The 25,442-nt window shown below is 47.6% G+C and carries 23 protein-coding genes and 1 other RNA gene; 15 read left to right on the top strand and 9 right to left on the bottom strand.

Annotated features, from left to right (window positions below; genetic code table 11):
- Window positions 1–84 precede the first annotated feature (84 nt).
- Entirely contained in the window at window positions 85–981 is an 897-nt protein-coding gene (gene cas6, locus G459_RS0102075) for a CRISPR-associated endoribonuclease Cas6 (protein ID WP_026966149.1), read from the top strand.
- Window positions 982–1,111: 130 nt separating this feature from the next.
- Here cas6 and G459_RS0102070 read toward each other — a convergent pair whose 3' ends face one another.
- Both G459_RS0102070 and G459_RS0102065 read right to left on the bottom strand, forming a co-directional pair.
- Window positions 1,112–2,386: a type IX secretion system plug protein gene (locus tag G459_RS0102070; protein WP_035454893.1), complete on the bottom strand. Its 1,275-nt coding sequence runs from the start codon at window positions 2,384–2,386 to the stop codon at window positions 1,112–1,114.
- A gap of 38 nt (window positions 2,387–2,424) precedes the next feature.
- Entirely contained in the window at window positions 2,425–4,350 is a 1,926-nt protein-coding gene (locus G459_RS0102065) for an ABC-F family ATP-binding cassette domain-containing protein (protein WP_026966147.1), read from the bottom strand.
- A gap of 93 nt (window positions 4,351–4,443) precedes the next feature.
- Between G459_RS0102065 and G459_RS0102060 the strand changes: the two genes are divergently transcribed.
- Complete coding sequence (locus G459_RS0102060; protein WP_026966146.1) at window positions 4,444–5,631, top strand: PQQ-dependent sugar dehydrogenase; 1,188 nt, start codon at window positions 4,444–4,446, stop codon at window positions 5,629–5,631.
- Window positions 5,632–5,665: 34 nt separating this feature from the next.
- Here the strand turns inward: G459_RS0102060 and G459_RS0102055 are convergent, their stop codons facing one another.
- The 4 genes from G459_RS0102055 to G459_RS0102040 all read right to left on the bottom strand — a co-directional run bounded on the left by G459_RS0102055 (window position 5,666) and on the right by G459_RS0102040 (window position 10,146).
- Entirely contained in the window at window positions 5,666–6,985 is a 1,320-nt protein-coding gene (locus G459_RS0102055; RefSeq protein ID WP_026966145.1) for an ABC1 kinase family protein, read from the bottom strand.
- Between the two features lie 2 nt (window positions 6,986–6,987).
- Window positions 6,988–7,653, bottom strand: a complete 666-nt coding sequence (locus G459_RS0102050; RefSeq protein ID WP_026966144.1) for a TetR/AcrR family transcriptional regulator — start codon at window positions 7,651–7,653, stop codon at window positions 6,988–6,990.
- A 113-nt stretch (window positions 7,654–7,766) separates the two neighbouring features.
- Window positions 7,767–8,309, bottom strand: a complete 543-nt coding sequence (gene hslV / locus G459_RS0102045; RefSeq protein WP_026966143.1) for an ATP-dependent protease subunit HslV — start codon at window positions 8,307–8,309, stop codon at window positions 7,767–7,769.
- A 172-nt stretch (window positions 8,310–8,481) separates the two neighbouring features.
- Entirely contained in the window at window positions 8,482–10,146 is a 1,665-nt protein-coding gene (locus G459_RS0102040; protein ID WP_026966142.1) for a pyruvate dehydrogenase complex dihydrolipoamide acetyltransferase, read from the bottom strand.
- Between the two features lie 110 nt (window positions 10,147–10,256).
- On the opposite strand from G459_RS0102040, the gene G459_RS0102035 reads away from it, so the two are divergent.
- From G459_RS0102035 to G459_RS0102015, 5 genes are all read left to right on the top strand, one after another.
- Window positions 10,257–11,216: a YheT family hydrolase gene (locus G459_RS0102035; RefSeq protein ID WP_026966141.1), complete on the top strand. Its 960-nt coding sequence runs from the start codon at window positions 10,257–10,259 to the stop codon at window positions 11,214–11,216.
- Between the two features lie 30 nt (window positions 11,217–11,246).
- Window positions 11,247–11,945, top strand: coding sequence for an SOS response-associated peptidase (locus tag G459_RS0102030; protein WP_026966140.1), 699 nt, complete (start codon window positions 11,247–11,249; stop codon window positions 11,943–11,945).
- A 98-nt stretch (window positions 11,946–12,043) separates the two neighbouring features.
- Window positions 12,044–13,042: a 3-oxoacyl-ACP synthase III family protein gene (locus tag G459_RS0102025; RefSeq protein WP_026966139.1), complete on the top strand. Its 999-nt coding sequence runs from the start codon at window positions 12,044–12,046 to the stop codon at window positions 13,040–13,042.
- 1 nt (window position 13,043) lies between these two features.
- Window positions 13,044–13,619, top strand: a complete 576-nt coding sequence (locus tag G459_RS28780; protein WP_051315032.1) for a hypothetical protein — start codon at window positions 13,044–13,046, stop codon at window positions 13,617–13,619.
- Window positions 13,620–13,725: 106 nt separating this feature from the next.
- A complete protein-coding gene (locus G459_RS0102015) occupies window positions 13,726–15,270 on the top strand; it encodes a toxin-antitoxin system YwqK family antitoxin (protein ID WP_035454889.1) in 1,545 nt (514 codons plus the stop codon).
- 293 nt (window positions 15,271–15,563) lie between these two features.
- Here the strand turns inward: G459_RS0102015 and G459_RS0102010 are convergent, their stop codons facing one another.
- Window positions 15,564–16,085 carry a cupin domain-containing protein gene (locus tag G459_RS0102010; RefSeq protein ID WP_051315031.1) on the bottom strand — a complete coding sequence of 174 codons (522 nt, stop codon included), beginning with the start codon at window positions 16,083–16,085 and terminating at the stop codon, window positions 15,564–15,566.
- Between the two features lie 319 nt (window positions 16,086–16,404).
- On the opposite strand from G459_RS0102010, the gene G459_RS0102005 reads away from it, so the two are divergent.
- Both G459_RS0102005 and G459_RS0102000 read left to right on the top strand, forming a co-directional pair.
- Window positions 16,405–17,652 carry an ROK family protein gene (locus G459_RS0102005; RefSeq protein WP_026966136.1) on the top strand — a complete coding sequence of 416 codons (1,248 nt, stop codon included), beginning with the start codon at window positions 16,405–16,407 and terminating at the stop codon, window positions 17,650–17,652.
- A gap of 45 nt (window positions 17,653–17,697) precedes the next feature.
- On the top strand, window positions 17,698–19,110 hold the full coding sequence (locus G459_RS0102000) for a sulfatase family protein (protein ID WP_026966135.1): 1,413 nt from the start codon (window positions 17,698–17,700) through the stop codon (window positions 19,108–19,110).
- A 40-nt stretch (window positions 19,111–19,150) separates the two neighbouring features.
- On the opposite strand, the gene G459_RS26635 is transcribed toward G459_RS0102000, so the two are convergent.
- Window positions 19,151–20,032 carry an ROK family protein gene (locus tag G459_RS26635; protein ID WP_084454303.1) on the bottom strand — a complete coding sequence of 294 codons (882 nt, stop codon included), beginning with the start codon at window positions 20,030–20,032 and terminating at the stop codon, window positions 19,151–19,153.
- Window positions 20,033–20,290: 258 nt separating this feature from the next.
- Between G459_RS26635 and G459_RS0101985 the strand changes: the two genes are divergently transcribed.
- Window positions 20,291–21,100: a creatininase family protein gene (locus G459_RS0101985; RefSeq protein WP_026966134.1), complete on the top strand. Its 810-nt coding sequence runs from the start codon at window positions 20,291–20,293 to the stop codon at window positions 21,098–21,100.
- Window positions 21,101–21,195: 95 nt separating this feature from the next.
- Complete coding sequence (locus G459_RS0101980; RefSeq protein WP_026966133.1) at window positions 21,196–21,756, top strand: pentapeptide repeat-containing protein; 561 nt, start codon at window positions 21,196–21,198, stop codon at window positions 21,754–21,756.
- A gap of 40 nt (window positions 21,757–21,796) precedes the next feature.
- Here G459_RS0101980 and G459_RS0101975 read toward each other — a convergent pair whose 3' ends face one another.
- The gene (locus tag G459_RS0101975; RefSeq protein WP_026966132.1) at window positions 21,797–23,437 is read right to left on the bottom strand and encodes a M28 family metallopeptidase; all 1,641 of its coding nucleotides are present in this window, start codon (window positions 23,435–23,437) and stop codon (window positions 21,797–21,799) included.
- 136 nt (window positions 23,438–23,573) lie between these two features.
- Here G459_RS0101975 and ffs point away from each other — a divergent pair.
- The 4 genes from ffs to G459_RS0101960 all read left to right on the top strand — a co-directional run bounded on the left by ffs (window position 23,574) and on the right by G459_RS0101960 (window position 25,431).
- An RNA gene (gene ffs, locus G459_RS29350) (signal recognition particle sRNA small type) lies at window positions 23,574–23,660 on the top strand.
- Window positions 23,661–23,795: 135 nt separating this feature from the next.
- Entirely contained in the window at window positions 23,796–24,455 is a 660-nt protein-coding gene (gene fsa, locus G459_RS0101970) for a fructose-6-phosphate aldolase (RefSeq protein ID WP_026966131.1), read from the top strand.
- 58 nt (window positions 24,456–24,513) lie between these two features.
- A complete protein-coding gene (locus G459_RS0101965; protein WP_026966130.1) occupies window positions 24,514–24,717 on the top strand; it encodes a hypothetical protein in 204 nt (67 codons plus the stop codon).
- A gap of 3 nt (window positions 24,718–24,720) precedes the next feature.
- Entirely contained in the window at window positions 24,721–25,431 is a 711-nt protein-coding gene (locus G459_RS0101960; RefSeq protein ID WP_026966129.1) for a cell division ATP-binding protein FtsE, read from the top strand.
- The last annotated feature ends 11 nt before the right edge of the window (window positions 25,432–25,442 follow it).

Genomic DNA, 25,442 nt, shown 5'->3' with positions numbered 1-25,442 from the left:
ATTTGTACTTTTGACACCTGCTTATACACCCAAACACGTAAGTATTTTAATTCACCATTTGTCTCATTTTATTTTTAAATCACCGTGAGAGTCAGACTTATATTTTCACTTAAAAACAAAGGCTCCTATTTGCCTTTTCATCACCAGTATATCCTGGCGCAATTTCTCAAAGGAGTAATTGTGAAAGGAGGAAGAGAAGAATTCTTCAACTACAACTATTTCAATTTCTCTGGTTTGAAAGGCCAGACGAAAGTGAGTAGAAGTGGTTTGCATTATTATTCCAGTTTGGTGACGCTCGTCCTTTCGTCTCAAAGCGAGGACTTCATGGATTACTTGCTGGAGCAGGTTTTTGCTACGCCAAAGATCGAACTCGGCAACCTGATCCTATCGCCGGAATACACCGAATTGGAAACTGAGCCAACGCTGGAGACCAACAACAAATTCGTATGTATCTCCCCACTGGTGTTGATCACTCCGGCTTTCAACGAAGAAGCCGGCAAGCGATTCATTAATCCAGACAGCGATGAGTTTTCCGATTTGCTGTACGAATCTACCTTGACCCGTATGGAAAAGTCAGGCTGGTATACGCCTGAGCAGATGGAATCATTCTTCAAGTTCCAAGTCGTCCCTGACATGGTTTATGTAAATAAACTGAAGGAACAGCAGAAGAAATTTGCTCGAATCTATGCCGTCTATGATATGGATGTGAAGTACGAGGTGAGAGGCTATACGCTTCCATTTACACTTTATGCAGCGCCTGAAGTTCAGGATTTTGTATTTAAGTGTGGACTGGGTGCTTTTACCCACAAAGGATTTGGAATGCTGGATCTCGCAAATCATCCTTCCGGAAACCGCACTACAACTTACAAGTTTAAGCGCGAGGGATTCGTTCCCTACAAGCCGACTGATCGTGTGAGACAAAATGTTGCGCCAACTTCTGAAGAAGGCGAAAGCGAAATAGAATCCTCCGAAGAGCAATAAAAATCAAATCCTCTCAAATCGAGAGGATTTTTCTTTTATATACATTCTCAGGCTAGCACAAGACCTTCTTAAAACGCCGCTCTTGGGCCTTCCCAGTCTCACGTGGAATTTCGCGAGAATTAGAAATCTGTCAAATCCTCCGTCGGTTTGGATGCAGGTACACATATCCGACCAGCTGATCGTATCGGGATCCCAAGGCGCGGTAGTACACTAGAACCTCATATTCATTTTCGGTTTCAAAAAAACTCCCTTCGATCGGGTCGGAGTCATAACCGTCCTCGCTCACAAAACCATATTGATAATCGTACCAGCCCTGCTTCAACAGCAATGACGTGCTGTATCGTCCCGTCTTTGGGTCATAGTTCATCTTAGACTCTGGACTGTTGCCCCATCCTGTCAAGGATCCAAGCATCCTGATATCCCGCCCGGGGTCAGCTTCGAGATAAAACGTGGTATACATATACTCACTTTCAACCTCTGGATTTCCTCCCGGTCGATCATTGGTATACACCATGTATTGTCCATTCAGATCCAGATACTGGGAATAAACTCCGCCCGGACGCGGTTTGTCCGGGAGTGCACTCGCCAAAATCACCGTTTCCTCCACCTTCACTTCAGCGACATTTACCCCTGTCGCCCGAATAAACCTCAAATCCACGAACCTAAATTCATTCCCCGCCCGGAACGTACTCGATCCGTCAAAGGGCTCGTACCGTATACTCTTCGCATTTTGATTGAGGAAAGTGGGTTTGATCAGTAGCTTAGCATTGTCCCAGCGCTGATTTTGTCTAATAAGGACTTTCACCTGAGTGGTGGGATCGGACAAATCCACCCTTGAATAGTTAACCACCACATTGATCTGCTGGAGGGCTCTTCGATCCTCCGTCTCTGTCGGCGGCACTACCGACGCTCCTACCGTGAACAGCTCTTCGTAGACCATGAATCGCCGGGTCAGAATCACCTCGTTCTCGTCCCGATTCCGGTAGACTTTCAGGATGTAATTCCCCGATTTGGTCACCCGGGGAACCGGAAAAGCATAATGGATGTAGGGAATTCGGGTATTGATGGAATAGTTGTACTCCGTGATATTGTATTCGTTAAAAGACAAAGAAAAGTCATTGTCGCGAAGGCCGGACTTTTCCCAGTTGGCATCACAATGAATCAATTTGGCAGAATACTGCTCCGGGTCGAACGCAACGTCGTCAAAGAGCAACATCAACGGTCTGGAATCAGAGATGCCCACCACAGGCGCATCCAACTGACTGTCTTGCTGCAATCCCAAAGGAAACAACCTCACCGACTGGATATGCTCCGAGTACACTTTATCCTCCAGTACCTGTGAAAACGCGATGCCTGCGCTGGCTAAAAACAGGAAGAAAATCAGAATCGAATACTTTCTAGACATGAGTTCAAAGTAAAGAATTTACCTCAAAGCCAAGCCAATTATCCGGCCAATTCCTGAAGCGAAGAGATCTGATCTACCAGTTGCTCCCAATGAGCATTGGCATCATCGAGGCTTTTCTGGATGCGCTGGTAGCCTTCTTGCACTTTTTGAGCTTTCGCTTCATCCTCATACATCTCCGGATCTGCCATCTTGGCTTCTGTTTCGGCTTTCAGCAGATCCAATGATTCAATCTCCTTTTCGATCTTCTGGAGCTGTTCTTCCAGCTTCTTCAGATCCCGTCTCGCCTGCTGTGTCTCGGGGGTATTTCGAGGCGATGCCGGTTGAGGCTTTTTCTCAATTTTCTCGACAACAGGAGTGGTCTTCACCTCCGTCTGTTGGCTTCTCCAAAACTCGTACTCGTCGTAGGTTCCGGGATACTCCTTGATCTCGTGATCTTCGATGTACCAGATTTTGTTCGCCACGCCTTTGATGAAATGTCGGTCGTGGGAAACGGTAATAAACGTCCCCTCGTACTGCTGTAGAGCTTGGATGAGAATATTAACCGACTGAAAGTCCAAGTGGTTGGTAGGTTCATCGAGCAATAGGAAGTTAGCCTCAGAGATCAGCGTCTTTGCCAATGCGACACGGGATTTCTCACCTCCAGATAGAACTTTGATCTTTTTGAATACTTCTTCATTGGAAAAAAGAAAACATCCCAAAACGCCACGAAGCTCCATTTCGGATTTCTTGCTTCCAGCTTGAGCCATTTCCTGCATGATCTCGTTGTCCAAGGTCAGGGCTTCCAGCTGATGCTGCGCAAAGAATGCTTTGATCACATTGTGTCCCTCCGTTCTAGTGCCTGTCGTTTGCTCTGGGCCGGCGATGATCCGCAGCAGTGTGGACTTTCCTTTCCCATTCGCTCCGATCAATGCAATCTTGTCTCCCCGCTCGATCCTGGCCGTTGTATTTTTCAAGATCACCAGATCACCATACGACTTGGAGACATGGTCCAAGATCACGACATCGCGTCCTGATTTCTGGGAAAACTTAAACTTAAAGTTTACAAATGCCTCGTCATTGACCACTTCATTGACCCGATCCATTCGGTCGAGTGCTTTGATTCTGGACTGAACTTGGTTGGATTTGGTCGCCTTGGCTCGGAAACGCTCAATGAACTTCTCCGTCTGCTTGATCATCTGCTGCTGATTTTCGTAGGCGTTTTGCTGAAGTTCCATTCGGATCTTCTTCTCCTCCTTATAGAAAGAGTAGTTTCCAGGATAGGACGTCAAAGTCTGATTGGAGACCTCCACGGTCGTACTGATGCAATTATCGAGAAAGGTCTGATCGTGGGAAACCACGACAACGGCGCCTTCATAGTTTTTGAGGTAGTTCTCCACCCACTGAATGGAGGGCAAATCCAAGTGGTTGGTAGGTTCATCGAGCATGAGCAGGGAGGGCTTTTCCAAAAGGAGTTTCGCCAGCATCACCCGCATCCTCCATCCTCCGGAAAACTGTCGCAGTGGCTTGCCCAGATCTTTGGTTTGAAAGCCGATTCCTTCCAAAACCTCCTCGGCTTTGGCCTTGATCGTGTAGCCTTCGTTGCTTTCGAAGCGATCCTGAAGGTGAGCCAGCCGATTGATGATCTCCTCCGAGTAGTCGGTTTCCATCAGTTTCAGGACTTCTTCGATCTCATCCTGTAGAGCCAAAGTTTCTTTAAACGCCGCCAAGGCAACATTCAGGATGCTTTCGTCAGACTGATAGGAAAGTAGATCCTGATTCAGAAATCCGATCGTGCAGTCTTTCGCTTTTTGTACTTCCCCTGTGGTCGCCTGATAGTCGCCGTTGATGATCTTTAGTAAGGTGGACTTGCCGGTTCCATTTTGACCCACAAGCCCGATTTTATCTTTCGGCTTGATATGCAGGTTGGCGTTTTCGTAAAGCGGGCGACCGCCGATGAAGTAAGAAAGGTTGGAAATCGATAACATGGCGCAAAAATAACCAAAGCCCCGTTTATACAGCTTCCACTCGGAAAACATTCTCAATTTGATTAGCTTATTTGGGTAAAAAAGAAAAAATCCATGAACTACATAAAGCCAATTGCTTTTAGTCTTGCCCTCGGATTGATCAGTCTGGGTGCGAGCTGCCAGGGAAAGCTTTCTCCCGTCTCAGCTTCAAACGGCCCCAATAAACAGGATATCCGCACCGCAAAAGCAGATGTAAAACTGGATCAAATCAAACTGCAACCCGGATTCAAGATCGAAGTCTGGGCGGCAGATGTGCCCAATGCCCGATCGATGGCCATCTCGGACGACGGAATTGTTTTCGTGGGAAACCGTCAGGAAGAATATATATATGCTCTGGTGGATGAAGATGCCGACGGCAAAGCCGATTCCAAGTTCATCTTGGCCGAAAATCTTGACATGCCCAATGGTGTCGCCTACAAGGACGGCGACCTCTATGTGGCTGAAGTTAGCCGCATCCTAAGGTTCAAAGACATCAAAAACAACCTGGACAATCCGAAGTTTGAGGTGGTTTTTGACGGCTACCCGACTGAAAGTCACCATGGCTGGAAGTTTATTTCCTTCGGACCCGACGGAATGCTTTACGTGCCAGTTGGTGCGCCTTGCAACATCTGTGATCCGGAAGAGGAAATTTTCGCCAGCATCACCCGATTGGACGTGAACAAACCTGGGTCAAAACCGGAGGTTTATGCTCATGGCGTAAGAAATACGGTCGGTTTTGACTGGCATCCTGTGACCAAAGAGTTGTGGTTTACCGACAACGGTCGCGATATGCTCGGTGATGACACCCCGGATTGCGAGCTCAACCGCGCAACTGCTGCCGGACAACATTTTGGATATCCGTATTGGCATGCAGGCACGGTCAAGGATCCGGAATTTGGAGATAAGGGGAAAGAAGCAGATGCCTATGTGGCACCGGCCGCAAAACTCGGCCCACACAATGCTCCGCTTGGAATCAGATTTTATGAAGGGGAAATGTTTCCGTCCGATTACAAAAACAACGCAATCATCGCCAAACATGGCAGCTGGAACAGAAGCAAAAAAGCGGGCTACGAAGTTGTTCTGGCCAAAATGGATGCATCCGGAAAAGTAACCGGGCAAGAAACATTCGCTACCGGATGGTTGGACGATGCGAGCCAGGAAGTCTGGGGAAGACCTGTGGATGTTCAGGAACTTCCTGACGGAAGCCTGCTGATTTCAGACGATATGGCCAACTGTATCTATCGGGTGACCTATTCGAAGTAAACTAAAAAAAGGGAGGCTAAAAACCTCCCTTTTTTCACTTTAACCATTCCGGCTTCGTCGTATCCACCTCGGCTTGCAGTTGATTGAGCAGATTGTAGAGCCCGAAATAGGTTCGGTTGATGTATAGGCCATGTCTGGAACCCCGTGCTTGACGCGATTTTTTGAACATCTTATCGTTGGAGATCTTGTCGCCCAATTGGAAAATCCGCTCAAAGTAGCCGTCATCAGCAAAGTCAAACCGATCCACGTGAAAGGGCATCCCCAATAGCGAAATCATGTCCTTAAACACGCCTCTGAAGTAAATTTTCTCTTCCTCGGTATCGCGATCCGAAATAAAATCGAGCGAATAGAAGATCTGATTCAACTCGTCCTCCCTCAAGACCATACCCTTCTTCATCAGAGGAAAATAGCCCCGATAGAAATCCTCCGGAATCACCTTAACACAGCCGAAATCGATGATTCCCAATCGACTGTCGTCCTGGATTATAAAATTGCCTGGATGGGGATCTGCGTGAACCTGCTTTAGATTGTGTACCTGGTGGTGATAGAAATCCCACAGCGCCTGCCCAACCTGATTTTTGGACTGCTGACTGGGATTGGTTTCCATCCATTCTTTGATATGCTTACCTGAGATCCAGTCCATGGTTATCACCCTTTCTGAGCTGAATTCATCATAATAGGTCGGGAATCTTAGATTTGGAATATGCGCACAGGCCTCCGAAATCTCGCGGGAGCGCTTCACTTCCAGCGTGTAATCAGTCTCCTCCACGAGCCTCTCCTCCACCTCTTCCATGTAGTGATCGAGCTCTTTTTCATTCATATTGAGAAGTCGCAGCGCAAAAGGGCGGACCAATTTCAAGTCCGAACTGACCGAATCAGACACCCCTGGATACTGGATTTTCACGGCTAAGGTCTTTCCGTCTTTGGTAGCCTGATGGACCTGACCGATGGAAGCGGCATTGACAGCAGATCGTGTAAACGTGTCGAAGATCCCTTCCGGTGGCTTGCCGAAGTACTTTTGAAAAGTCTTCACCACCAAAGGATAAGACAAAGGCGGCGCTGAGTACTGCGCCATCGTAAACTTATCCTGGTAAGCTCTCGGCAGGAGATTCTTATCCATCGACATCATCTGAGCCACTTTCAGGGCTGACCCCTTCAGCTCACTGAGCGAATTATAGATATCGGTGGCATTGTTGGAGTGCAGTTCTTCCTTATCCATCGATGGATTGACCATCTTTTTGGCATAGTGCTTCACGTAGTTCCCACCAACTTTGGCTCCCGTGGAGATAAATTTGGCCGCTCGCTGCACTTTGGAAACCGGGATGGTTTCCTGTTCTTTTACCTTACTGGCCATGTTTATTTCGTTTGGTAGAGAAATTTCGCGAAGTCCAAAAAGCTGTCTAGTGCGCTCTTTCCCATCAGATCAAAGGCGAGATTGACGGATTTCTCGATGGCTGCATCGGTTTTCTCAAATCGTGGGCTTCTGTCATCGAGCCAATATTTGAATATGAATACGACCTGAAGCCAAAGCGCCTCGTCGTACCGATCGGCGATCACTGGCCGGCTCGCGATTTCTTGGCTTTCCCTCCCTTCCGAAATTAACTCTCCGGCAAAGTCTTTAAACTTCTCTTTGAACTCTCTGGTATCTGACGGCAGCGATTTGAAAGCTTTGCTTTTGTCCTGGTATAAACTCAGTAGGTAGGATCGGTTTTTCTTAAGCTCCTCGATCCAGGTAAACAGGAAGCTGAGAAATTTTTCCCGGACGCTGTATTCTTTGAATACTTCCTGGGCTTCGATCTGTTCTAGCGTAGAATCGAATATTGAAACCCAAATTGATGATTTGATGGATTCAAATGAAGTGAAGTAGGTATAAAACTCTTCCTCCTTCATCTTCAAATCCTTCGCAAACTTGAAAACTGAGGCCGGTTCAGCACCATGTTCCAAAACATGATTTACATAACCTTCCAAGATCAGTTTTCGATAATCCTTTTTTACAGTCTTTTTAGTGGTTGTAGTTTCCATGGGAAAAGCTTGAGTTACATTCTGATAACTCTCAATCTCTTCCAGAGGTTTACCTAAAACGAAAAAAAGCCGAAGTCAACTTCCGGCTTTTAACTCATTTCTTTTCGAAACTGTCAACTTTTCACCTGCTCGATCACCAGATTATGGTTGGTGTAGATGCAGACATCTGCCGCGATATGGAGGCTTTCCCGGACCATTTCCTCGGCTGAAAGATGTGGCGCAAACTTCTTCATCGCCCGGGCTGCGGATTGGGCAAACATGCTTCCCGAACCAATCGTGGCAATCTCCATGTCTGGTTCAATCACGTCGCCGTTACCGGAAATGATCAGAATGTCTTCTTTGTCAGCGACAATCATCATTGCCTCCAACTTGCTCAGCATCCGGTCCGTGCGCCATTCCTTAGCCAGCTCAACCGCAGCGCGCTTCATGTTGTTGCCAAATGCTCCGAGTTTCTCTTCAAACTTCTCCAGCAGCGTAAATGCATCAGCTGTCGAACCTGCGAAGCCCGTCACGATCTTTCCTCCCTGAAGCACACGGAGTTTTTTGACCGTACTCTTTGCTATCGTATTGCCGAGCGTCGCCTGTCCGTCTGCTCCTATGACCACTTGTCCATTGTGTCGGATGGCGACGACGGTGGTTGATTTGATTTTTTCCATGGATAAAAGTTATTGGTTATTAGTTTTCAAGTTATTGGATCCAACAATCTGGCTTTGCAAGTTTTGATCAGAGCAATTGTAACTGATAGCCAATAACTGAACAACCCTTTCTCCAATAACCATACAAAAGCAAAAAGTCCTGTCGAAACAGGACTTTTTGGCAGTTATTCTATTAAACCAAGATCCTGACCGGATCTTCAAGTAAGCTTTTCAATGTGATCAAGAATGCTGAACCTACAGATCCATCTACGACTCGGTGGTCGCAGGAAAGAGTCACCTTCATGATATTGCCGATTTTCATCTGACCTTCTTTCACGATTACGGTTTCCTTGATCCCGCCAACAGCAAGGATACAGGCATCCGGAGGATTGATGATCGCAGTGAACTCGTCGATGCCAAACATTCCCAAATTGGAAATTGTAAATGTATTTCCTTCCCAATCTTTGGGTTGAAGTTCTTTGTTTTTGGCTTTTCCACCGAGTGTTTTCGCCTGATTGGAAATCTGGGATAAAGACAGACTGTCTGCAAATCGGATCACAGGCACCAGCAAACCTTCTTCCACTGCTACGGCCATTCCGATATGGATGTGATCATTGTAGCGGATTTTATCGCCAAGCCAGCTGGAATTTACTTTTGGGTGCTGACGCAAAGCTGCCGCTGAAGCTTTGATCACCATGTCGTTGAAGGAGATTTTCACGGGAGAGATCTCGTTCATGCTCTTTCTGGCTTCGATCGCCTTGTCCATGTTGATCTCCATGGTCAGGTAGAAGTGAGGCGCGCCAAACTTGCTTTCGGCAAGTCGCTTCGCAATCACTTTTCTCATCTGAGAAACTTTCTCCTCACGGAAGCTTTCCACACCTACCGCCGGAGCTGAGCTGGCAGCTGAGGCAGTTGCCGAAGCAGCTGCAGGCGCTGCAGAAGGTACGAATGACTCGATATCCTTCTTGATAATTCTTCCGCCTTCGCCTGATCCGCTTACTTGACGAATGTCAAAACCTTTTTCTTCGGCCATCTTCTTAGCCAGCGGAGATGCTATCACTCGCTCGCCGTTTGCCGCTGCCGGAGCACTCGGTGCTGCGGTCGTTTTTGCCGCTGGAGCCGGCGTTTCAGTTTTTGCTTCCGGTGCTGGTTCGACTTTCGCTTCAGCCGGAGCTGCAGGCTTACTTCCGCCCTGCTGTGTTTTCAGCAAAGTCTGATAGTCGGCGCCTTTCTCTCCGATCACCGCGATGACTCCATCCACAGCGACGCTGTTTCCAGCTTCGACTCCGATATATAGGAGAACCCCGTCTTCATAAGACTCGAGCTCCATGGTCGCCTTGTCTGTCTCTACCTCGGCAATGATCTCACCGGATTTGACTGCATCGCCCACTTTTTTCAACCAAGTGGCGATGGTTCCCTCCTGCATGGTATCACTCATCTTTGGCATGGTGATGACCGTTGCATTGATGCTGGAGGTATCTATTTTTTCCGCAGGAGCTTCTGCTTTTGGAGCTTCCTCTGATTTCTCAGGTTCGGCAGCTTTAGCTTCCGGCTTGGATTCTTCTTTTTTGGCTTCAGCCGGAGCAGCAGATCCATTGAGCAATTGCTCATAGGCCTCGCCTTTTTCCCCGATGATAGCAATGACACCGTTCACAGGTACTGAATCTTTCTCTTGAACTCCAATATATAAAAGGACACCTTCTTCGTAAGATTCCAACTCCATGGTCGCTTTGTCGGTTTCTACCTCCGCCAAGATATCTCCGGGCTTCACAGTATCTCCCACTTTTTTCAACCATGCAGCGATCACCCCCTCCTCCATTGTGTCACTCATTTTTGGCATTCTGATTATTTCGGCCATAGGTAATTTTGAGCTTGTTCGTTTTTAAAGAGACCAAAAATAGTTTTTAAATACGCTTTATTCAAATTTATATCCTGTATTTTCCGAGCTGTTTTAGGCCTTTTCACCCTATGCCACTGACTTCTGAAAGCTCTTATCAAAGGCCTAATTGGCTCTTTAGCGGCCACTTAGAAACCATTTACCCGGCACTTTTCCGCAAGGTAGAACTTCGAAAACCTTTGCGCGAACGAATCGAAACTCCGGACGGAGACTTCCTGGATCTGGATTGGTTTAGGGCTGATCGCCCACGGTTGGTGATCTTGAGCCATGGCTTGGAAGGGAATAGCAGCCGGCCCTACATGCTGGGAATGGCTCGCGAGTTTTGGCAAAAAGGGTTTGATGTCCTAAGTTGGAACTTTCGCGGCTGCAGTGAAGAGATGAATCGAAAAGCCATCTTTTATCATAGCGGCGCCACTTATGATCTGGACACCGTGATCAAGCATGCTGAGAAAACCTATTCCGAAATCTTCTTGGTGGGATTTAGTCTGGGAGGGAATCTCACACTGAAATATCTGGGAGAGAAAAAATTCCCTAACTCCAAAATCAAAAAAGCTGTTGCCATATCCGTTCCCCTTGACTTGGCAAGATCCTGCGAAAAGATCTCCACCGGAGAAAACATCATCTATTCCAAACGCTTTCTGACTACACTCAAAGAGAAAGTGACCCGAAAATCGCAAACTTTCCCGCGGGAACTGGATCTGAAAATGCTCCAAAAGACCAGGACCCTGCGGGATTTCGATGATTTCTACACCGGACCGCTACATGGCTTTCAGGACGCGGCAGAATACTACGAAGTCAACTCGTCGCTGCAGTTTTTAGATCAGATTGAAGTCCCAACTCTGGTGCTGAATGCGCAGAACGACCCTTTTCTAAGCGACACTTGTTTTCCACACAAACTCGCCAAAACATTGGATTTGGTTCATTTTGAGTTCCCAAAACATGGAGGTCACGTGGGATTTTCCGGCCCTTCCCGAGAAAAAAGCTACTACTCTGAGTGTCGGGCTGTTGAATTTATAAGCCACGATCTCTAACTTCCACCCGAATAATTTAACTCCCTGATCATGTGCGGTAGATACTCTCTCAGCAAAAGTAGAATCGAATTGGAAGAAAGATTTCAGGCGGAAATGCTGGCAGATTTCAAACCGAGGTTCAACATCGCGCCCACGCAGCTCGTGCCGGTGATCACCTCCGACAGCCCAAAAGGTTTTTCGTACTTCTACTGGGGAGTCACTCCGGATTTTGGACAAAACAGACCAGTCACTCAAAAACTGATCAATGCAAAGGCTGATACGATTCATGAGAAACTCTCCACCAAAGGTTCTTTTCAGAAGAGACGCTGCCTGATTCCTGCTGATGGCTTCTTCGAATGGAAAAAACTGGGAAAAAAGACCAAAATCCCGTACCGGTTTACACTCAGGGAGGATGACCTGTTCGCTTTTGCGGGCATTTGGGAAGAGTACGAAACTGTCTCCGGAGAAACCCAACATACGTTTTTGATTCTCACCACGTCAGCAAATGAAGTGATCGAAGAAGTCCATGACAGCATGCCGGTGATCTTGAGCCGGGGAGACGAAAAAAAGTGGCTCGACAAATACACCTCTGAGTCAGATCTTCTGAAGATCCTCAAGCCCTATCCCGCTGAGATGATGATGAGCTATAGCGTCTCCTCTTTGGTCAACTCTGTTCAGAATGATTCACCGGGAATTATCCGCAAGATTTCACCCATGGACCAGTTTGGTAACTATACACTTTTCGGGTAAGCCAAAAACTGCCGCTTTTTGTAGCCTTTTTGTGGGAATGCCAAGTAGTATCGATATTGCCGATCAAAGTATTCTCCCCAACATAGACCCGAATGACAATGAATAGATCCCGAATTCTTGGAGCTGGACACTACGTCCCAGAGAGGATTGTGACCAATCAGGAGCTTTCTGAAATGATGAATACCAACGACGAATGGATTGTGGAGCGGACAGGTATCCACGAGAGGCGCTGGTTTACTCCGGGAGTCGACACGGTCAACAACATGGCAGCCAAAGCCAGCCGCATGGCAATGGAAAGAGCCGGTATAGAGCCCTCAGAGGTAGATTTCATTGTTTTCGCGACGATCACATCGGACTATTTTCTTCCGGGAAACGGTGTCCTGCTTCAGCGGGAATTAGGACTGGCGAACATCGGCGCTTTGGATGTAAAAAATGCCTGCTCTGGCTTCCTATATGCGCTGACCGTCGCCGACCAATTTATCAAAACAGGGATGTATCGCAAGATCCTGGTCGTGGGTGCCGAGATCCAGTCTTCAGCACTTGACAAAAGTGACGAGGGCCGATCCAGCGCAGTCATCTTCGCTGACGGTGCCGGAGCAGTGATCTTGGGTGCCGTCGGACAGAGCGAACCGGGCATTCTCAGCTCCCATCTGCACTCCGACGGTGCCTTTGCGGAGGAGCTATACTGCATTGCGCCGAGCTCCAGCGGCGAGGTCAGACTCTCCCAAGAGATGATTGACAGGGGTGATTTTTTTGTCAAAATGAATGGCAATACCGTCTTCAAGCATGCCATCGTGCGGTTCATGGAAGTGATTAACGAGGCGTTGAATCATAACGGATACACCAAAGACGAAATTGACTTGCTCGTCCCCCACCAAGCCAATCTGAGGATCAGCCAATACGTGCAGCAGAAGCTCGAGCTTCCCGACGAGAAGGTCTTCAACAATATCATGTATCTGGGCAATACCACGGCCGGGACGATTCCGATTGCACTTTCCCAAGCCTGGGAGCAAGGAAGATTAAAGAAAGGGGATTTGGTGTGTCTTGCTGCTTTTGGGTCTGGATTCGCGTGGGCCTCGGTCCTACTACGTTGGTAAAATGGCCGATCCGCAAGATCCATTAGATCTCAACCTTTGGCTGGACAGCGATCTGGTTCGCCGGCAAAATCTGCTAAAAAAACAATTTGTCGGCATCTTGGAGGAGGTAGCAAACGCCATTTCCAACTTTGAACTGACGGAAATTTCGCAACGATCACGGGGATCAAAGATATCCAAAGGCAATGACCTGCTCGGACTCCCTTACCAGGTTTTGGATCTGATCCGTGATTTTGACTCTCTAGATGGAGTGAATATCCGCCTGCTCAACTGGTTTGGAAACGGATTTTTTATCACAGCCTTGATGGGAAAAAACAGAGAAAGTCTCTCGGAACGATTCCTTGAGGAAGGGTTTTCATTTGGACTAAGTGAAAACAAATGGGATTATCCTGACCTGATTTTGAATAAGAATCAAACGGATAACCCAGAGACCATCGAAGGGTCTGATCTCGGATTTCACCTCTGGATCAAGCCTTTTGAAATACTCGGAAATCCCACGGCTAATGTCTTGGCACTTCAGGAAGAAGTAAAAAAAATCGTGCGTATCCTCCAGGTTCCAGGCGAACAAAGCAGGAATTAACTTAATTTTAAACAGGAAATCGATTCGTACGTAGTAAATATATCGAATCCATTCTTTCGACCGTTTGCTTAGAGCCTGCGTAATACCCCACCGAAACCTACCCAACATGAGAAATTTGCTTCTGGCAGCCTTTATCTTCTTATACTTTTCAGCCTACTCCCAGGACCCCAAACTGATCCAGCAATTCAATTCCGACTCCACGTTGATGGGCACTGGAGTGATTACCAAAGGACTACGCGAAGGCCTATGGAAATTCTACAATCCCAAGACCAATACCCAGATCGCAGAAGGCACCTTTGCCAGCGGCAAAAAAGATGGAACCTGGACGCAGTTTTACCCCAATGGTAAACGGATGGAAGTAGCCGAATATCGCGACGGGAGGCTTATGGGACCAGCCCAATATTTTGACATCGACGGAGCGATCAAAAGACAGCTGATCTATCAAGACAGTATTTTGGTAGGCAAGTACACGGAGTTTTTCGGCAAGACCGGCAATCCCTCTTACATCGATCCAGTGCAAGTCCGCCTCGAAGGTCAATATGAAAACGGTCTGAGATCCGGACAATGGGTAACCTACTACGAGTTCGGGGAATTGGCAGCAAGGGAATTTTATGTCAACGGACTGCGGGAAGGGCCTTTTATAGAATACGACCCTGATGGGAATGTCATCACAGAAGCCACCTATGTCAAAGGACAGCTGGAAGGGAGTTTCAAAAGGAATATGTATTCCATCCTGCAGGAAACGGGCAATTACAAAAACGGCGAAAAGACAGGCGCATGGAAGCGGTATTTTCCAGGTACAAAATCCCTGGAAGCGGAAGAATATTTCGACCAAAACGGCAACAAAACCGGGGAATGGAAATACTACTATGAAACCGGAAGAGAGGCCCGAATCGAAAAGTACGAGAATGGCATTGCGATAGGCATTTGGGAGGAATATTTCCCAAACAAAGCCCTATCCAAACGAAAGACATACGAGTTGGGAGTGCCTGTCGGTGAATACCTCGAGTACCACAGTTCGGGACAAATCTCGGTCCAGGGAAGCTATGAAAGCGGCGCAAAAACCGGAACTTGGAAAAGCTTCTTCCCCGACGGGGAAATCTATTCCATCGGGGACTATAAGAACGATCTCAAAACCGGCCTTTGGAAGTATTTCAACAAGATCGGGATTTTGGTTGCAGAAGGTAGCTACCTACTGGGGATGGAGGATGGACAGTGGTTCTACTACTACGACGGCGGCCAGCTCAAGTCAGTCGGAACTTACACCTTGGGTTTTGAAAACGGGATATGGGGACTTTTCTACGACAACAAACAGCTCACCCAAGAGGAATTTTGGGACAATGGCCGATTGAAAAACGTCGGAGAATACTTTAGCTACAATGGCGGTTCCAAACTGGACAAGGGGACTCTGAAAGATGGCGACGGGACACGCATCACCTATTATGTCACTGGACAAAAGGAATCTGAAGGCACTTTCAAATCAGGCAAGGCCGATGGGCTTTGGATTTTCTACCATGAAAACGGCCGCAAGGCATCAGAAGGCAACATGAAGGATGGCCTAAAAGAAGGTCCCTGGAAATACTACAACTCTGCCGGCAGATTGGAAGATCTGGTCAATTTCAAAAACGACCAAATCGTCGAAGCCCAATAGCACGCGTCCTGCCTGTGACGGAAGTGCGGCCCGAGGGAAGTAATCTGTAAAAATCCTCCACAGTGTGTAAACTAACCTTCTATTTTAGCGAGGCCGTGCGTCGAAAAAATTTCACAACACAGAGATTTTTTTTGAATTCCAATTAATTGAATTTCAAAAAATTATAGCTAGATTCATCTACTTCTTTCGGCTTGTCCGCAGTCGTTTTTTGATCTGAGTAGTTTATTTAAGGGTGATTGAGCTACGGACTAAACATTAGATTTTTAAAGCTCGGGGTAACACCCCGAGCTTATTTATTTTCTGGAATAGTCGTCCTGAAGCCTCACAATATCCTCTTCATCCGACGGATTTTCAGGGTCAGAATGCATCCAAATCTCCGCAACCACGCCCCAATTATCAGTTCCGATCAATCGGTGGCGCTCGCCTTTTTCGAGAGAAACCACCGCTCCCGGTGTCATTGGCTCTACCGGTCCTTGCTCGTCTGAATCACTCCTGCAGATCGCAGACTTTCCGGCGATGAGTTTCCAAAGCTCCGCCCTACGAAAGTGGTACTGCCAAGAAAGTCGCGCGTCAGGCGCCACCAAGAGGAACTTCGGACTGAGTTTTTGCTTCAACTGGGCATCCGACAGGGCAACCTCCGGAAAAAACTCGGATTTAAACTTCAGGATTTGCGACTCTTCCAACACAAAAAATCCGCCCCACGGACGGTCCATGTCTTTGGATGAAATTTCAAACCCTAGTTCTTTTAGAAAAAGCGCTACTTTCTCAAAAACCGCTGACTTGCTCAACTGAGCTTCTATTTGTGGATAATTCATCTTTATAATTTGATTTTTAGCTATCAGATAGTCTGTTCCGATCCGCCACGGCGCATCGGGGGAATGCCCTGAAAAATCATTTCCCCGTTTGAGAACTTATCTCAAGGGCATTTTGTGTGTTAAAAATTTTGACAAACATAAGGAATGTTCAAATATGGGAAAATCCAAGTTTGAAATTTTCAATTCTTTCGAGAAAACCCACCTCTCTTTTCTAATAATTCGAATTTCCCTCAAGATATTCCCTTCCATTATTTAATTTTTTTCAGGAAGTCTTTTTTGAAATCTAAAATTTCATTTAATTCAGGCATTCCTATCTGCTATGAACCTAATAAACCCGCAACAACTCATCTCCAAAATGGAAGGTGTGGTAGAAATAAAAAGCTACCTGAATAAAATCAAGATCATCAAAAATCTTTACCTCAAAGAAGCCAATACGGCAAGTGAAATCTGCAATGAAGTCGGCATCTCGCTTCCGACGGTAAACGCTCTTCTCTCCGATCTGATGACTTCCGGCGAAGTGATCAAGCAAGGTCGAGCCGAATCTCAGGGAGGTAGAAAACCCGATCTGTACCGATTGGCCGAGAATGCCTTCTATGTGCTTTCGGTGGATCTGTCCAAGTTCAACATGCATCTGGCTTTGTATTCCTGCAATCATGAGTTGGCGTATGAAAAAGAGGATCATAAAATCGTCCTAAACAACGAAAAAGAGACCTTCGACCAGCTTTGTGATCTGATCGACAGTTACCTGGAAAAAACTAAGATCGCTCCGGAAAAGATCATCGCCATCGGATTTTCGATGCCGGGCTTGGTAGACTCTATCGGCGGGGTCAATTACACTTACCTGAGATTTGGCAAAAAGACGCTATTGGAGAGCCTGGAGGAGCGTTTTCAGAAGAAAGTGTTCCTTGAAAATGACGCCAGGGCCATGACACTGGCCGAATTCAAATTTGGATCTGTTCATAACCATAAAAACGTCTTGGGAATTTTTATCGGCTGGGGCATCGGACTGGGCATCATCATCGACGGCAAAATCTATCATGGGGCCTCAGGTTTTGCCGGAGAGTTTTCGCATTCACCGATTTTTGAAACAAGAGATGTGACCTGTACCTGCGGAAAAAAGGGATGTCTGGAGTCAGTTTCATCAGGGACAGCCATCGTCCGAATGGCGGAAGACGCCATCAAGTTGGACAAAGACAGCATCTTGGCCAGAATGGTAAGAGATCATCAAGGCGATCTTGAACCTGGATTGGTGGTAGAAGCAGCCTTGGCGGGCGATCAGCGCGCGATCACCATCCTATCGGAAGCGGGATTGGATCTCGGTCGGGGGATATCAATCCTAATCCAACTCCTCAATCCCGAATTGATCATCATAGGCGGATCTGTAGCCGAGGCCAATCAATATCTCATCACGCCGATTCAGCAGGCCTTGAACATCTACAGCATGGCCAAGTCCCGCGAAAAATCACAATTGGCACTCTACCAACTTGGCAAAGATGTGGGCCTATTGGGTGGTGTGGCCGTCGTCAACGAGAAGCTGTTTGAAGATGTCATCAATAGGCTGAGCTAGGCAGTTGCCCCCTACCGAATTCTTTCACTACGTACACAGATTCCAATGAATACGCTTTTCCATTCTTTTCCGATTTTGGCGAGTCTTCTCTTTTTGACTCCGGAGGAAAAAGCACAAGACCCTAAACCCAACATCATCCTCATTTTTGCGGATGACATGGCATACGGGGATTTGGGCGCTTATGGTGCCAAAGGCTGGAAAACACCGAATCTGGATCAGCTCGCCGCGGACGGTTCGAGATTTACCCAATTTTATGTACCGCATGCAGTTTGTACGGCATCGCGAGCGGCACTGCTTACCGGCACCTACGCCAATCGACTGGAGCTGTATGGCGCCCTTGATCACTCGGCCAAGCACGGGCTGAATCCTGAAGAGACCACTATCGCTGAAATGCTAAAAGCAAACGGCTACCAGACAGGAATGGTCGGCAAGTGGCATCTGGGCCACCACGCAGAGTTCTTGCCAACGAGACAGGGATTTGACAGCTACTTTGGACTTCCCTATTCCAACGACATGTGGCCTAATCATCCCGAAAGTAAAAACTACTATCCTCCACTTCCTTTGATCGAAGGAGAAAAAACCATTGCCTATCTGGAAGATCAGCAGGAATTGACCTCTTGGTACACCTACAAGTCGCTTGAATTTATTGAAAAGAACCAGGACCAGCCGTTTTTTCTCTACTTGGCCCATAACATGCCGCACGTGCCGCTCTATGTCTCGGATAAGTTCAAAGGCAAATCCGAGCAGGGACTGTATGGCGATGTGATGATGGAGATCGACTGGTCGGTCGGCGAAATCCGAAAAAAACTGGAAGCACTCGGCCTTGATGAAAACACACTGATCATCTTCACTTCAGACAATGGACCTTGGCTTTCCTACGGCGGTCATGCAGGACTCACGGCTGGCTTGAGAGAAGGAAAGGGCACCTCTTGGGAAGGTGGCATTCGGGTTCCGGCGATCTTTACATGGCCTGGCAAGATTCCCGCTGGAAAAGTTCGAGACCAAGCCGCAATGACGATTGACATCCTGCCCACGTTGGCGAAAGTGACCGGATCAACACTCCCGACGCTTCCGATTGACGGATCCGATATCTGGCCGATAATCCAGGGGGAAAAAGTGCAACCCAAACCCTATTACCCCTATTACAACAAAAACGAACTTCAGGCCGTGATTTACGGGAAATGGAAATTGGTCTTAGCCCACACCTATCGCACGATTCCCACAGACACAGAGATGCGAAATGACGGCATCCCGGTGAAATACACCAACGTCAAACTCGATTCAGCTGCCCTTTTTGACTTGACAAAAGATCCGGGCGAAACTACTGACGTCTCCGCCCAAAACCCTCAGATAGTAGCTCAAATGAATGGCTTCGCCGATTTGGCAAGGGCTGACTTGGGCGATGCTTTGACTGGCAAAGAGGGGTCAAACAACCGAAAAGCGGGAAGAATAGAATAAACGAAGCTTAGGTGAACCGAAGATTTTGAGCAAATTCAATTTAAAAAAGCGGTTCCCGGTCGACGATTTTTGCAGCCAGAAAAGGATGACAGGCTCCTATCATGGCTGCTTTCTCCTCCAATTCTGAAATTCGTATCTGAATTGGATTTCCCACCGACTCCAAATAGGCATGGGTGTAGGGCAAAAAACGATTCGCTGCTCTGGCGATCTTTCCTCCAATCACCACTCCTTGACAATTCATCTGGATAATATAAGGGGACAAAAACTCACCCAGGGTTGTTCCAAACTCAGCCAAAATCTCCTCGACAGCCTCAGAATCAAAATCTCCCGAAAGCAGATCCTTCAAGCCGGAGATCTCCAGCCCAAGCTTCTCTTCTGCCGCGCGCCTGATCCACCCGGTTCCCAGGTAATCCTCCGCTATTCCATCTCTGAACGGTGCGGTCCACAGCTTAGCATCGTTGACAGTATCGCCCATTTTAAACGCCGAACCCAGCCCTGTACCAAGCGTCAATCCAATAGAATTCTTAAATCCCCGTCCAGCGCCGGCCAAGCTTTCTCCTAAAAGAAAGGCTTCTGCATCGTTGGTGAAGACGATTTGCACCGGATCGATCTGCAGCTTTTCCGCCAGAAGATTTTTCACAGAGAGACCATACAGCGACTTCATCTTCCCCTGGTCTTTGATCAGCGAAATTCCATTGGGATAATCGTATGGTCCGGGCATGGCGATCCCGAGCTGAATGTCAGGCTGCGATCGGGCTGATTTGCGGATCAAGTCCGTCCAGTCGGCAATGATTTCCTCCGCAGACCGATGTGTATCCACGTCAGCTTCATGAAACGCATTGATTTTGGCTTGACTCCCATCCCAAACTACTTGTGCTACAGAGATATGCGAGCCTCCGATATCCAATCCAATTGTGGTCATACTTTCGCTTTCAGTTTCGTCGGCCCTTTTGGTTCTCTATACGACCGCTTAGGGCTGTGAATTTGAAAATATTGGGACAAAATAAAAAACCCGACCGGCTAGTTAGACCCATCTGACCTTCGGAAAATCAACCAAGTCAAAGAGCGGGCTAGATTTCGCAAAAAGGGAAACAGTGGACTTCGAAGCAGGAATCTCTTCCTTCAGCGGCGAGTAGCTTTTTGCTGAAAAGCCGTACTTTTCCGGGAAAGCTCAGACCCAATGAAAAAATCGATTTCCTTCCTGATTTTCGTGCTTGTTTCGATTTCGACTCTGGCGCAATCGCCTTCCACCCGCGAAATGGATCGCATCAACTGGATGGAGTTCGCGGAGTTGGTACCGGCAAAGATCACTACCGTCCTCCTGCCTACCGGCACCCTGGAACCGCATGGTGTCATCAACAACGGCGCAGACAACACCGCCCCGACAGCCATGGCGAGGACCATCGCCGAAGAGTTGAACGCGATGATCGCACCCACGCTCAACTACGGAATCACGGGATCAATGGCGGCCTACCCCGGCGCATTTCAGATCTCCGAGGAAGCATACGCGCTATTTATCAGGGATATTATGAAGGGTTTGGCAAAAAACAAATTCAAAAACATCATCATCCTTAACGGCCACGGCGGTGGCCAGACGGCTGTTTTGCAAAAAGTCGCATCCGACGTCGCTAATGAAATGGGCGTCCGCACGCTGGTCATCAACTGGTGGTCTTATGCCTCTGACGTGACTCTGGAAGTATTCAAGGAAGACGGCGGGCATGCCGGGCTCAATGAAACCGCCTACATCCAGGCAATTGATCCAACCTTGGTCCACAAGGAACGATACAATCCCGATCAGGTGACGGCTTACCCAAAGGCAGGCACTTGGTCAGCGGTACCGTTTCCTTCCTCAATCGGACTCTACCAAGAAGGTCAGGGCTACCCCAACTTTGACGAAAAACAAGCGAAGGAATATTTCGAAAAAGTGAATAACAAAGTCGCAAACCTGATCAAAGAAACCATCCAAAAGTGGGATTTGGCAGGCCTTTAGAATTGCGATCTTTGAGGTACGAAATCAATGAAAACTTTTGCCGTCAAAACCGCAAAGGTCCAAAGCTTTTAATTTTCAAGTTCTATTCTTAATCCATGCCCTTCTCCGCCAACCAAACCTTCCAAAATCTTCAACCTGCTGATTTCGAAATCGGTGAATACGATGCATGCCACTTTGTCGGCTGCAACTTTTCCAATCTGAATTTTCACGGATCAAGCTTCGAAAACTGCTCGTTCAAAAACTGTGATCTGAGCAACGCCAAGGTGACCGGGGTTTCCTTTCAAACCGTCCGATTCGAAACCTGCAAAATCCTCGGTGTACATTTCAACGGCGCGAATCCTTTTCTCTTGGAATTCAACTTCCAAGGCTGCCAACTTGACTACTGTAACTTTTTCAACCTCAAGCTTAAAAAATCCATCTTCAACAATTGCAGAATGCTGGAGGTGGACTTTTCAGAGACTGATCTGAGTGGCGCAAACTTTATGGGTTCTGAGCTCAGCGGAGCAGTTTTTGACCAGACGATTGTGGAAAAAGCCGACTTCCGGGAAGCGGTCAACTACCGCATCGACCCGGAACGAAACAAGATCAAGGGAGCGAGATTTGATCTGGACGGTTTGCCGGGGCTGTTGGGAAAATGGGGCATAAAAGTGGGTTGAAAAACAGAGAGCCGAATCTTATCGATCCGGCTCTCTGTTTTTATTTTTTCATATAGCTGTCCCGTACCGATTTAAATTCCGATGTCTGCTTCCATGCCGGCCATTTGTCCGAATTGGCGAGACTTTTTCCCACATTATAGAGGAGCTGCACATCGTCCACTGCTCCGTCCAAGTTCCAGCGGGCTGGGTCATACTCCTCGTTAGGTTTGTGGTAGTAGTTGGCCGTATAGTCCTCCTGGAGTTGTTTTCCGTATTCTTTACCTTTTTCAAAATGGTCAATTCCAGTCCCAAAATACAAGGCAGGAATTCCGATTTTAGCAAAATTGAAGTGATCTGAGCGGAAATAATATCCCGCTACGGGATTGGGTTCCGGAGCGCTGTAGCGACCCAGTTTTTCGAGCTCCACATTGAGCAAATCCTCCATTTCGGATTGACCCGCACCGATGATCGAGACATCTTTCATCTTACCGTAAGGATTGATTCCATCCATATTGATGTTCGCGACGGTTTTCTCCTTTGGGTAAATCGGGTTTTGCGCGTAGTAAGCCGAGCCCCAGAGCCCCTGCTCTTCGGCCGTGACAGCAAGGAAAACCACAGTTCTCTCTGGCTGTGGATCGGTCTTGAAGGCTTTTGCCAAAGCGATTAACGCCGCTGTGCCGGAAGCATTGTCCAGTGCGCCGTTATAGATGCTGTCGCCCGTTTCATCCGGTTTGCCAATCCCGAAGTGATCCCAATGTGCTGAATAGACCAAGTACTCATCCGGTCGGGTTTTTCCAGTCACCTTGGCCACTACATTTTTGGAGACGTTGTATGTTGCTTCCACCTGGATGGATCCCGAAGCGAAGATCTCCATAGAAACTGGTTCGAAATCTGCCTTTCTAGCTTTCGCTAGCATCTCAGAGTCGTTCATCCCACCCATTTCAAACAGCTTCTTGGCTGTCGGCAGCGTGATCCAGCCTTCAAATCCCAGCTTGTACGGCTCTTTTCCCCGGTCGTCCAGGTAAAGCTTGGATGCCTTCCAACTGTTTTGGATCACATTAAATCCATATCCTGCCGGAATGGTGTTATGCACGATCAGACAGCCCAGCGCTCCCTGTCGAGCGGCTTCCTCGTATTTGTAAGTCCATCGTCCGTAGTAAGTCATCGTATTTCCTTTGAAAAGCGACGCATCTTCCGTTCCAAATCCAGGATCGTTGACCAGGACAACGACGATCTTGCCTTTGACGTCGATATTTTTATAGTCATTCCAACCATATTCGGGCGCTACGATACCAAATCCGGCAAATACGACTTCGGCGTCTTTCACCTCCACCAGACTGTCCGTCCGCTGCGTCCAGACCACGAAATCTTTGAGCCCTTCGATGGACAGACTTCCGCTCTTGCTTTTGAACTCCATCGTCTCCGCCGGATTGCAGGATATCGACACCATCGGGACGTCCTGAAAATAAGAATCGCCATTGCCAGGCTCAAGGCCCAACTTTTTGAATTCTGTCTCCAAAAAATCTGTGGTAATCTTTTCCCCCTCGGTAAAAGGCATCCGGCCCATAAACTCATCCGATGACAAGGTGATCAGGTTGGGTTCGATGTCCGCGACCTGAAATGTGTAAGGTGGCTTCTGTGGTGCCTGACAAGCCGAAAGACATGCCAAAGCCATTAAGGTGGCGATTCGTGCGCTATTCATAGATTCTGATTTGGGTGAGGGAAGATAAACTCATTAGGTGTCCTAAGATAAAAATTTACCGGTTGATTTTCTGAGGCATAGGATCAAATTGGGTAGACGCCGTTGGATGCAGTGAAAATTACTTTACCTTTGTGACCTAGCGGCACGACCAGCTCCTGCTAAATCCCCCAGGTCCGGAAGGAAGCAAGGGTAGGCGGTTGTAGCGGTGCGATGCCGCTTCTTTTTTGCCCTAAATTTTCCAAATCCACCACTTTTAGGAATTCCTAATCCTGATTTATCTTCTAACTTTGTCCGTTAGCCTATTATAAATCAATCTCAACCTAAGACCTCGAATAAGTCTTAACAAAAAACCTATCTCATGAAATTCTTTATTGACACTGCCAATCTGAACGAAATCCGTGAAGCCTACGATTTGGGCGTTTTGGACGGCGTGACTACCAATCCTTCCCTGATGGCCAAAGAAGGCATCAGTGGCGACGACAACGTAATGGCACATTACAAGGCCATCTGCGACATCGTGGATGACAAAGTAAGTGCTGAAGTGATCTCCACAGACTACGACGGAATGATCCGCGAAGGCAAGATCCTTGCGAAGATCGACGACAAGATCGTCGTGAAAATCCCGATGATCAAGGACGGCATCAAAGCAATCAAATACTTCCACAGCGAAGGAATCCGAACCAACTGTACACTGGTATTCTCTGCAGGTCAAGCGATCCTGGCAGCAAAAGCCGGCGCCTCCTACCTTTCTCCCTTCATCGGCAGACTGGACGATATCTCCTACGATGGATTGGAACTGATCGCTCAGATCGCCCACATCTATCAGAATTACGGTTTTGAAACAGAAATCCTAGCGGCGTCTGTGCGCCACACCATGCACTTAATCAAATGTGCCGAACTCGGCGCGGATGTCGTCACCTGTCCACTCAAAGTCATCACTGGATTGCTCAAGCATCCGCTGACCGATTCGGGCCTGGCACAGTTTCTGGCTGATCACGCGAAGGCGGCCGGAAAATAAAACTCAAGAGAGGCTGTTTCTTAAAAGATACAGCCTCTTTTTTTTTTAATTTCACCCCATGTATATTATCAAGGTAAAAGGAAAAGCAAAAATCCCCGATTACATCCAGATCCGAGATGAAAATTTCGTTTTGGTGGCGTACTTCCGTGCGGACCGACCACTCAAAAGCATTGAGAAATTTGGATTGGGAGGCAAGGAACCGCAGCTGGAGGAAGTGATCAAGAACCTTCCCTTTGGAAAACTTCAAAAATTAGAACTCTAACGCATGGATTTCAGTACTAAACCTGTGCTCCAGGTCACTCAAGCCACTATATTTCAGGGAGAAAATCCCGTCCTCTCCGATATCAACTTTTCGGTTGAGCAGCATGAATTTGTGTTTCTCATCGGCAGGACAGGAAGCGGCAAAAGCTCCCTTCTCAAGACACTCTATGCAGATCTCCCGCTTCAGGCAGGCTTTGGAGAGATTGTGGGCTACTCTCTGACAAAGTTGAAAAACAGTGAAGTCCCCTATCTCCGGAGAAAAATCGGAATCATCTTTCAGGATTTCCAGCTCTTCAGTGACCGGACGATCCGCGAAAACCTCTCCTTCGTCCTCAAAGCGACCGGATGGACGGATCCCGTCAAAATCAAAGACCGGATCAGCGAGGTACTGATCCAAGTCGGCTTGACCGATTCGCTACAGAAAATGCCCCATCAACTATCAGGTGGCGAACAACAACGCGTGGTCATCGCCCGGGCTTTGCTCAATGAACCCTCTATCCTGCTGGCAGATGAACCGACGGGGAACCTTGATCCGGATGTGGCGGATGGGATCTTCAAACTCTTTCAGGAAATCAATAAAAAAGGAACTGCCATCCTGATGGCAACCCATAACCATGAATTACTTCGTAAGTTCCCCTACCGTGTTTTGAAATGTGAAAAAGGAAAACTTCTGGACAGTCAGCTTCACGATGTGTCTTTTGGTTCGGCCTTCTAACGCTTCGGACG

The sequence above is a fragment of the Algoriphagus terrigena DSM 22685 genome (genome assembly GCF_000429445.1).
Lineage (GTDB): Bacteria > Bacteroidota > Bacteroidia > Cytophagales > Cyclobacteriaceae > Algoriphagus > Algoriphagus terrigena.
This window is presented reverse-complemented; position numbering and strand designations above follow the sequence as displayed.

Bases quoted from the DNA above. Each gene is read 5' to 3' on its own strand.
- G459_RS0102070 (WP_035454893.1), bottom strand. From the start codon at position 2,386: ATGTCTAGAAAGTATTCGATTCTGATTTTCTTCCTGTTTTTAGCCAGC.
- G459_RS0102065 (WP_026966147.1), bottom strand. From the start codon at position 4,350: ATGTTATCGATTTCCAACCTTTCTTACTTCATCGGCGGTCGCCCGCTT.
- G459_RS0102060 (WP_026966146.1), top strand. From the start codon at position 4,444: ATGAACTACATAAAGCCAATTGCTTTTAGTCTTGCCCTCGGATTGATC.
- G459_RS0102055 (WP_026966145.1), bottom strand. From the start codon at position 6,985: ATGGCCAGTAAGGTAAAAGAACAGGAAACCATCCCGGTTTCCAAAGTG.
- G459_RS0102050 (WP_026966144.1), bottom strand. From the start codon at position 7,653: ATGGAAACTACAACCACTAAAAAGACTGTAAAAAAGGATTATCGAAAA.
- hslV (WP_026966143.1), bottom strand. From the start codon at position 8,309: ATGGAAAAAATCAAATCAACCACCGTCGTCGCCATCCGACACAATGGA.
- G459_RS0102040 (WP_026966142.1), bottom strand. From the start codon at position 10,146: ATGGCCGAAATAATCAGAATGCCAAAAATGAGTGACACAATGGAGGAG.
- G459_RS0102035 (WP_026966141.1), top strand. From the start codon at position 10,257: ATGCCACTGACTTCTGAAAGCTCTTATCAAAGGCCTAATTGGCTCTTT.
- G459_RS0102030 (WP_026966140.1), top strand. From the start codon at position 11,247: ATGTGCGGTAGATACTCTCTCAGCAAAAGTAGAATCGAATTGGAAGAA.
- G459_RS0102025 (WP_026966139.1), top strand. From the start codon at position 12,044: ATGAATAGATCCCGAATTCTTGGAGCTGGACACTACGTCCCAGAGAGG.
- G459_RS28780 (WP_051315032.1), top strand. From the start codon at position 13,044: ATGGCCGATCCGCAAGATCCATTAGATCTCAACCTTTGGCTGGACAGC.
- G459_RS0102015 (WP_035454889.1), top strand. From the start codon at position 13,726: ATGAGAAATTTGCTTCTGGCAGCCTTTATCTTCTTATACTTTTCAGCC.
- G459_RS0102010 (WP_051315031.1), bottom strand. From the start codon at position 16,085: ATGAATTATCCACAAATAGAAGCTCAGTTGAGCAAGTCAGCGGTTTTT.
- G459_RS0102005 (WP_026966136.1), top strand. From the start codon at position 16,405: ATGAACCTAATAAACCCGCAACAACTCATCTCCAAAATGGAAGGTGTG.
- G459_RS0102000 (WP_026966135.1), top strand. From the start codon at position 17,698: ATGAATACGCTTTTCCATTCTTTTCCGATTTTGGCGAGTCTTCTCTTT.
- G459_RS26635 (WP_084454303.1), bottom strand. From the start codon at position 20,032: ATGACCACAATTGGATTGGATATCGGAGGCTCGCATATCTCTGTAGCA.
- G459_RS0101985 (WP_026966134.1), top strand. From the start codon at position 20,291: ATGAAAAAATCGATTTCCTTCCTGATTTTCGTGCTTGTTTCGATTTCG.
- G459_RS0101980 (WP_026966133.1), top strand. From the start codon at position 21,196: ATGCCCTTCTCCGCCAACCAAACCTTCCAAAATCTTCAACCTGCTGAT.
- G459_RS0101975 (WP_026966132.1), bottom strand. From the start codon at position 23,437: ATGAATAGCGCACGAATCGCCACCTTAATGGCTTTGGCATGTCTTTCG.
- fsa (WP_026966131.1), top strand. From the start codon at position 23,796: ATGAAATTCTTTATTGACACTGCCAATCTGAACGAAATCCGTGAAGCC.
- G459_RS0101965 (WP_026966130.1), top strand. From the start codon at position 24,514: ATGTATATTATCAAGGTAAAAGGAAAAGCAAAAATCCCCGATTACATC.
- G459_RS0101960 (WP_026966129.1), top strand. From the start codon at position 24,721: ATGGATTTCAGTACTAAACCTGTGCTCCAGGTCACTCAAGCCACTATA.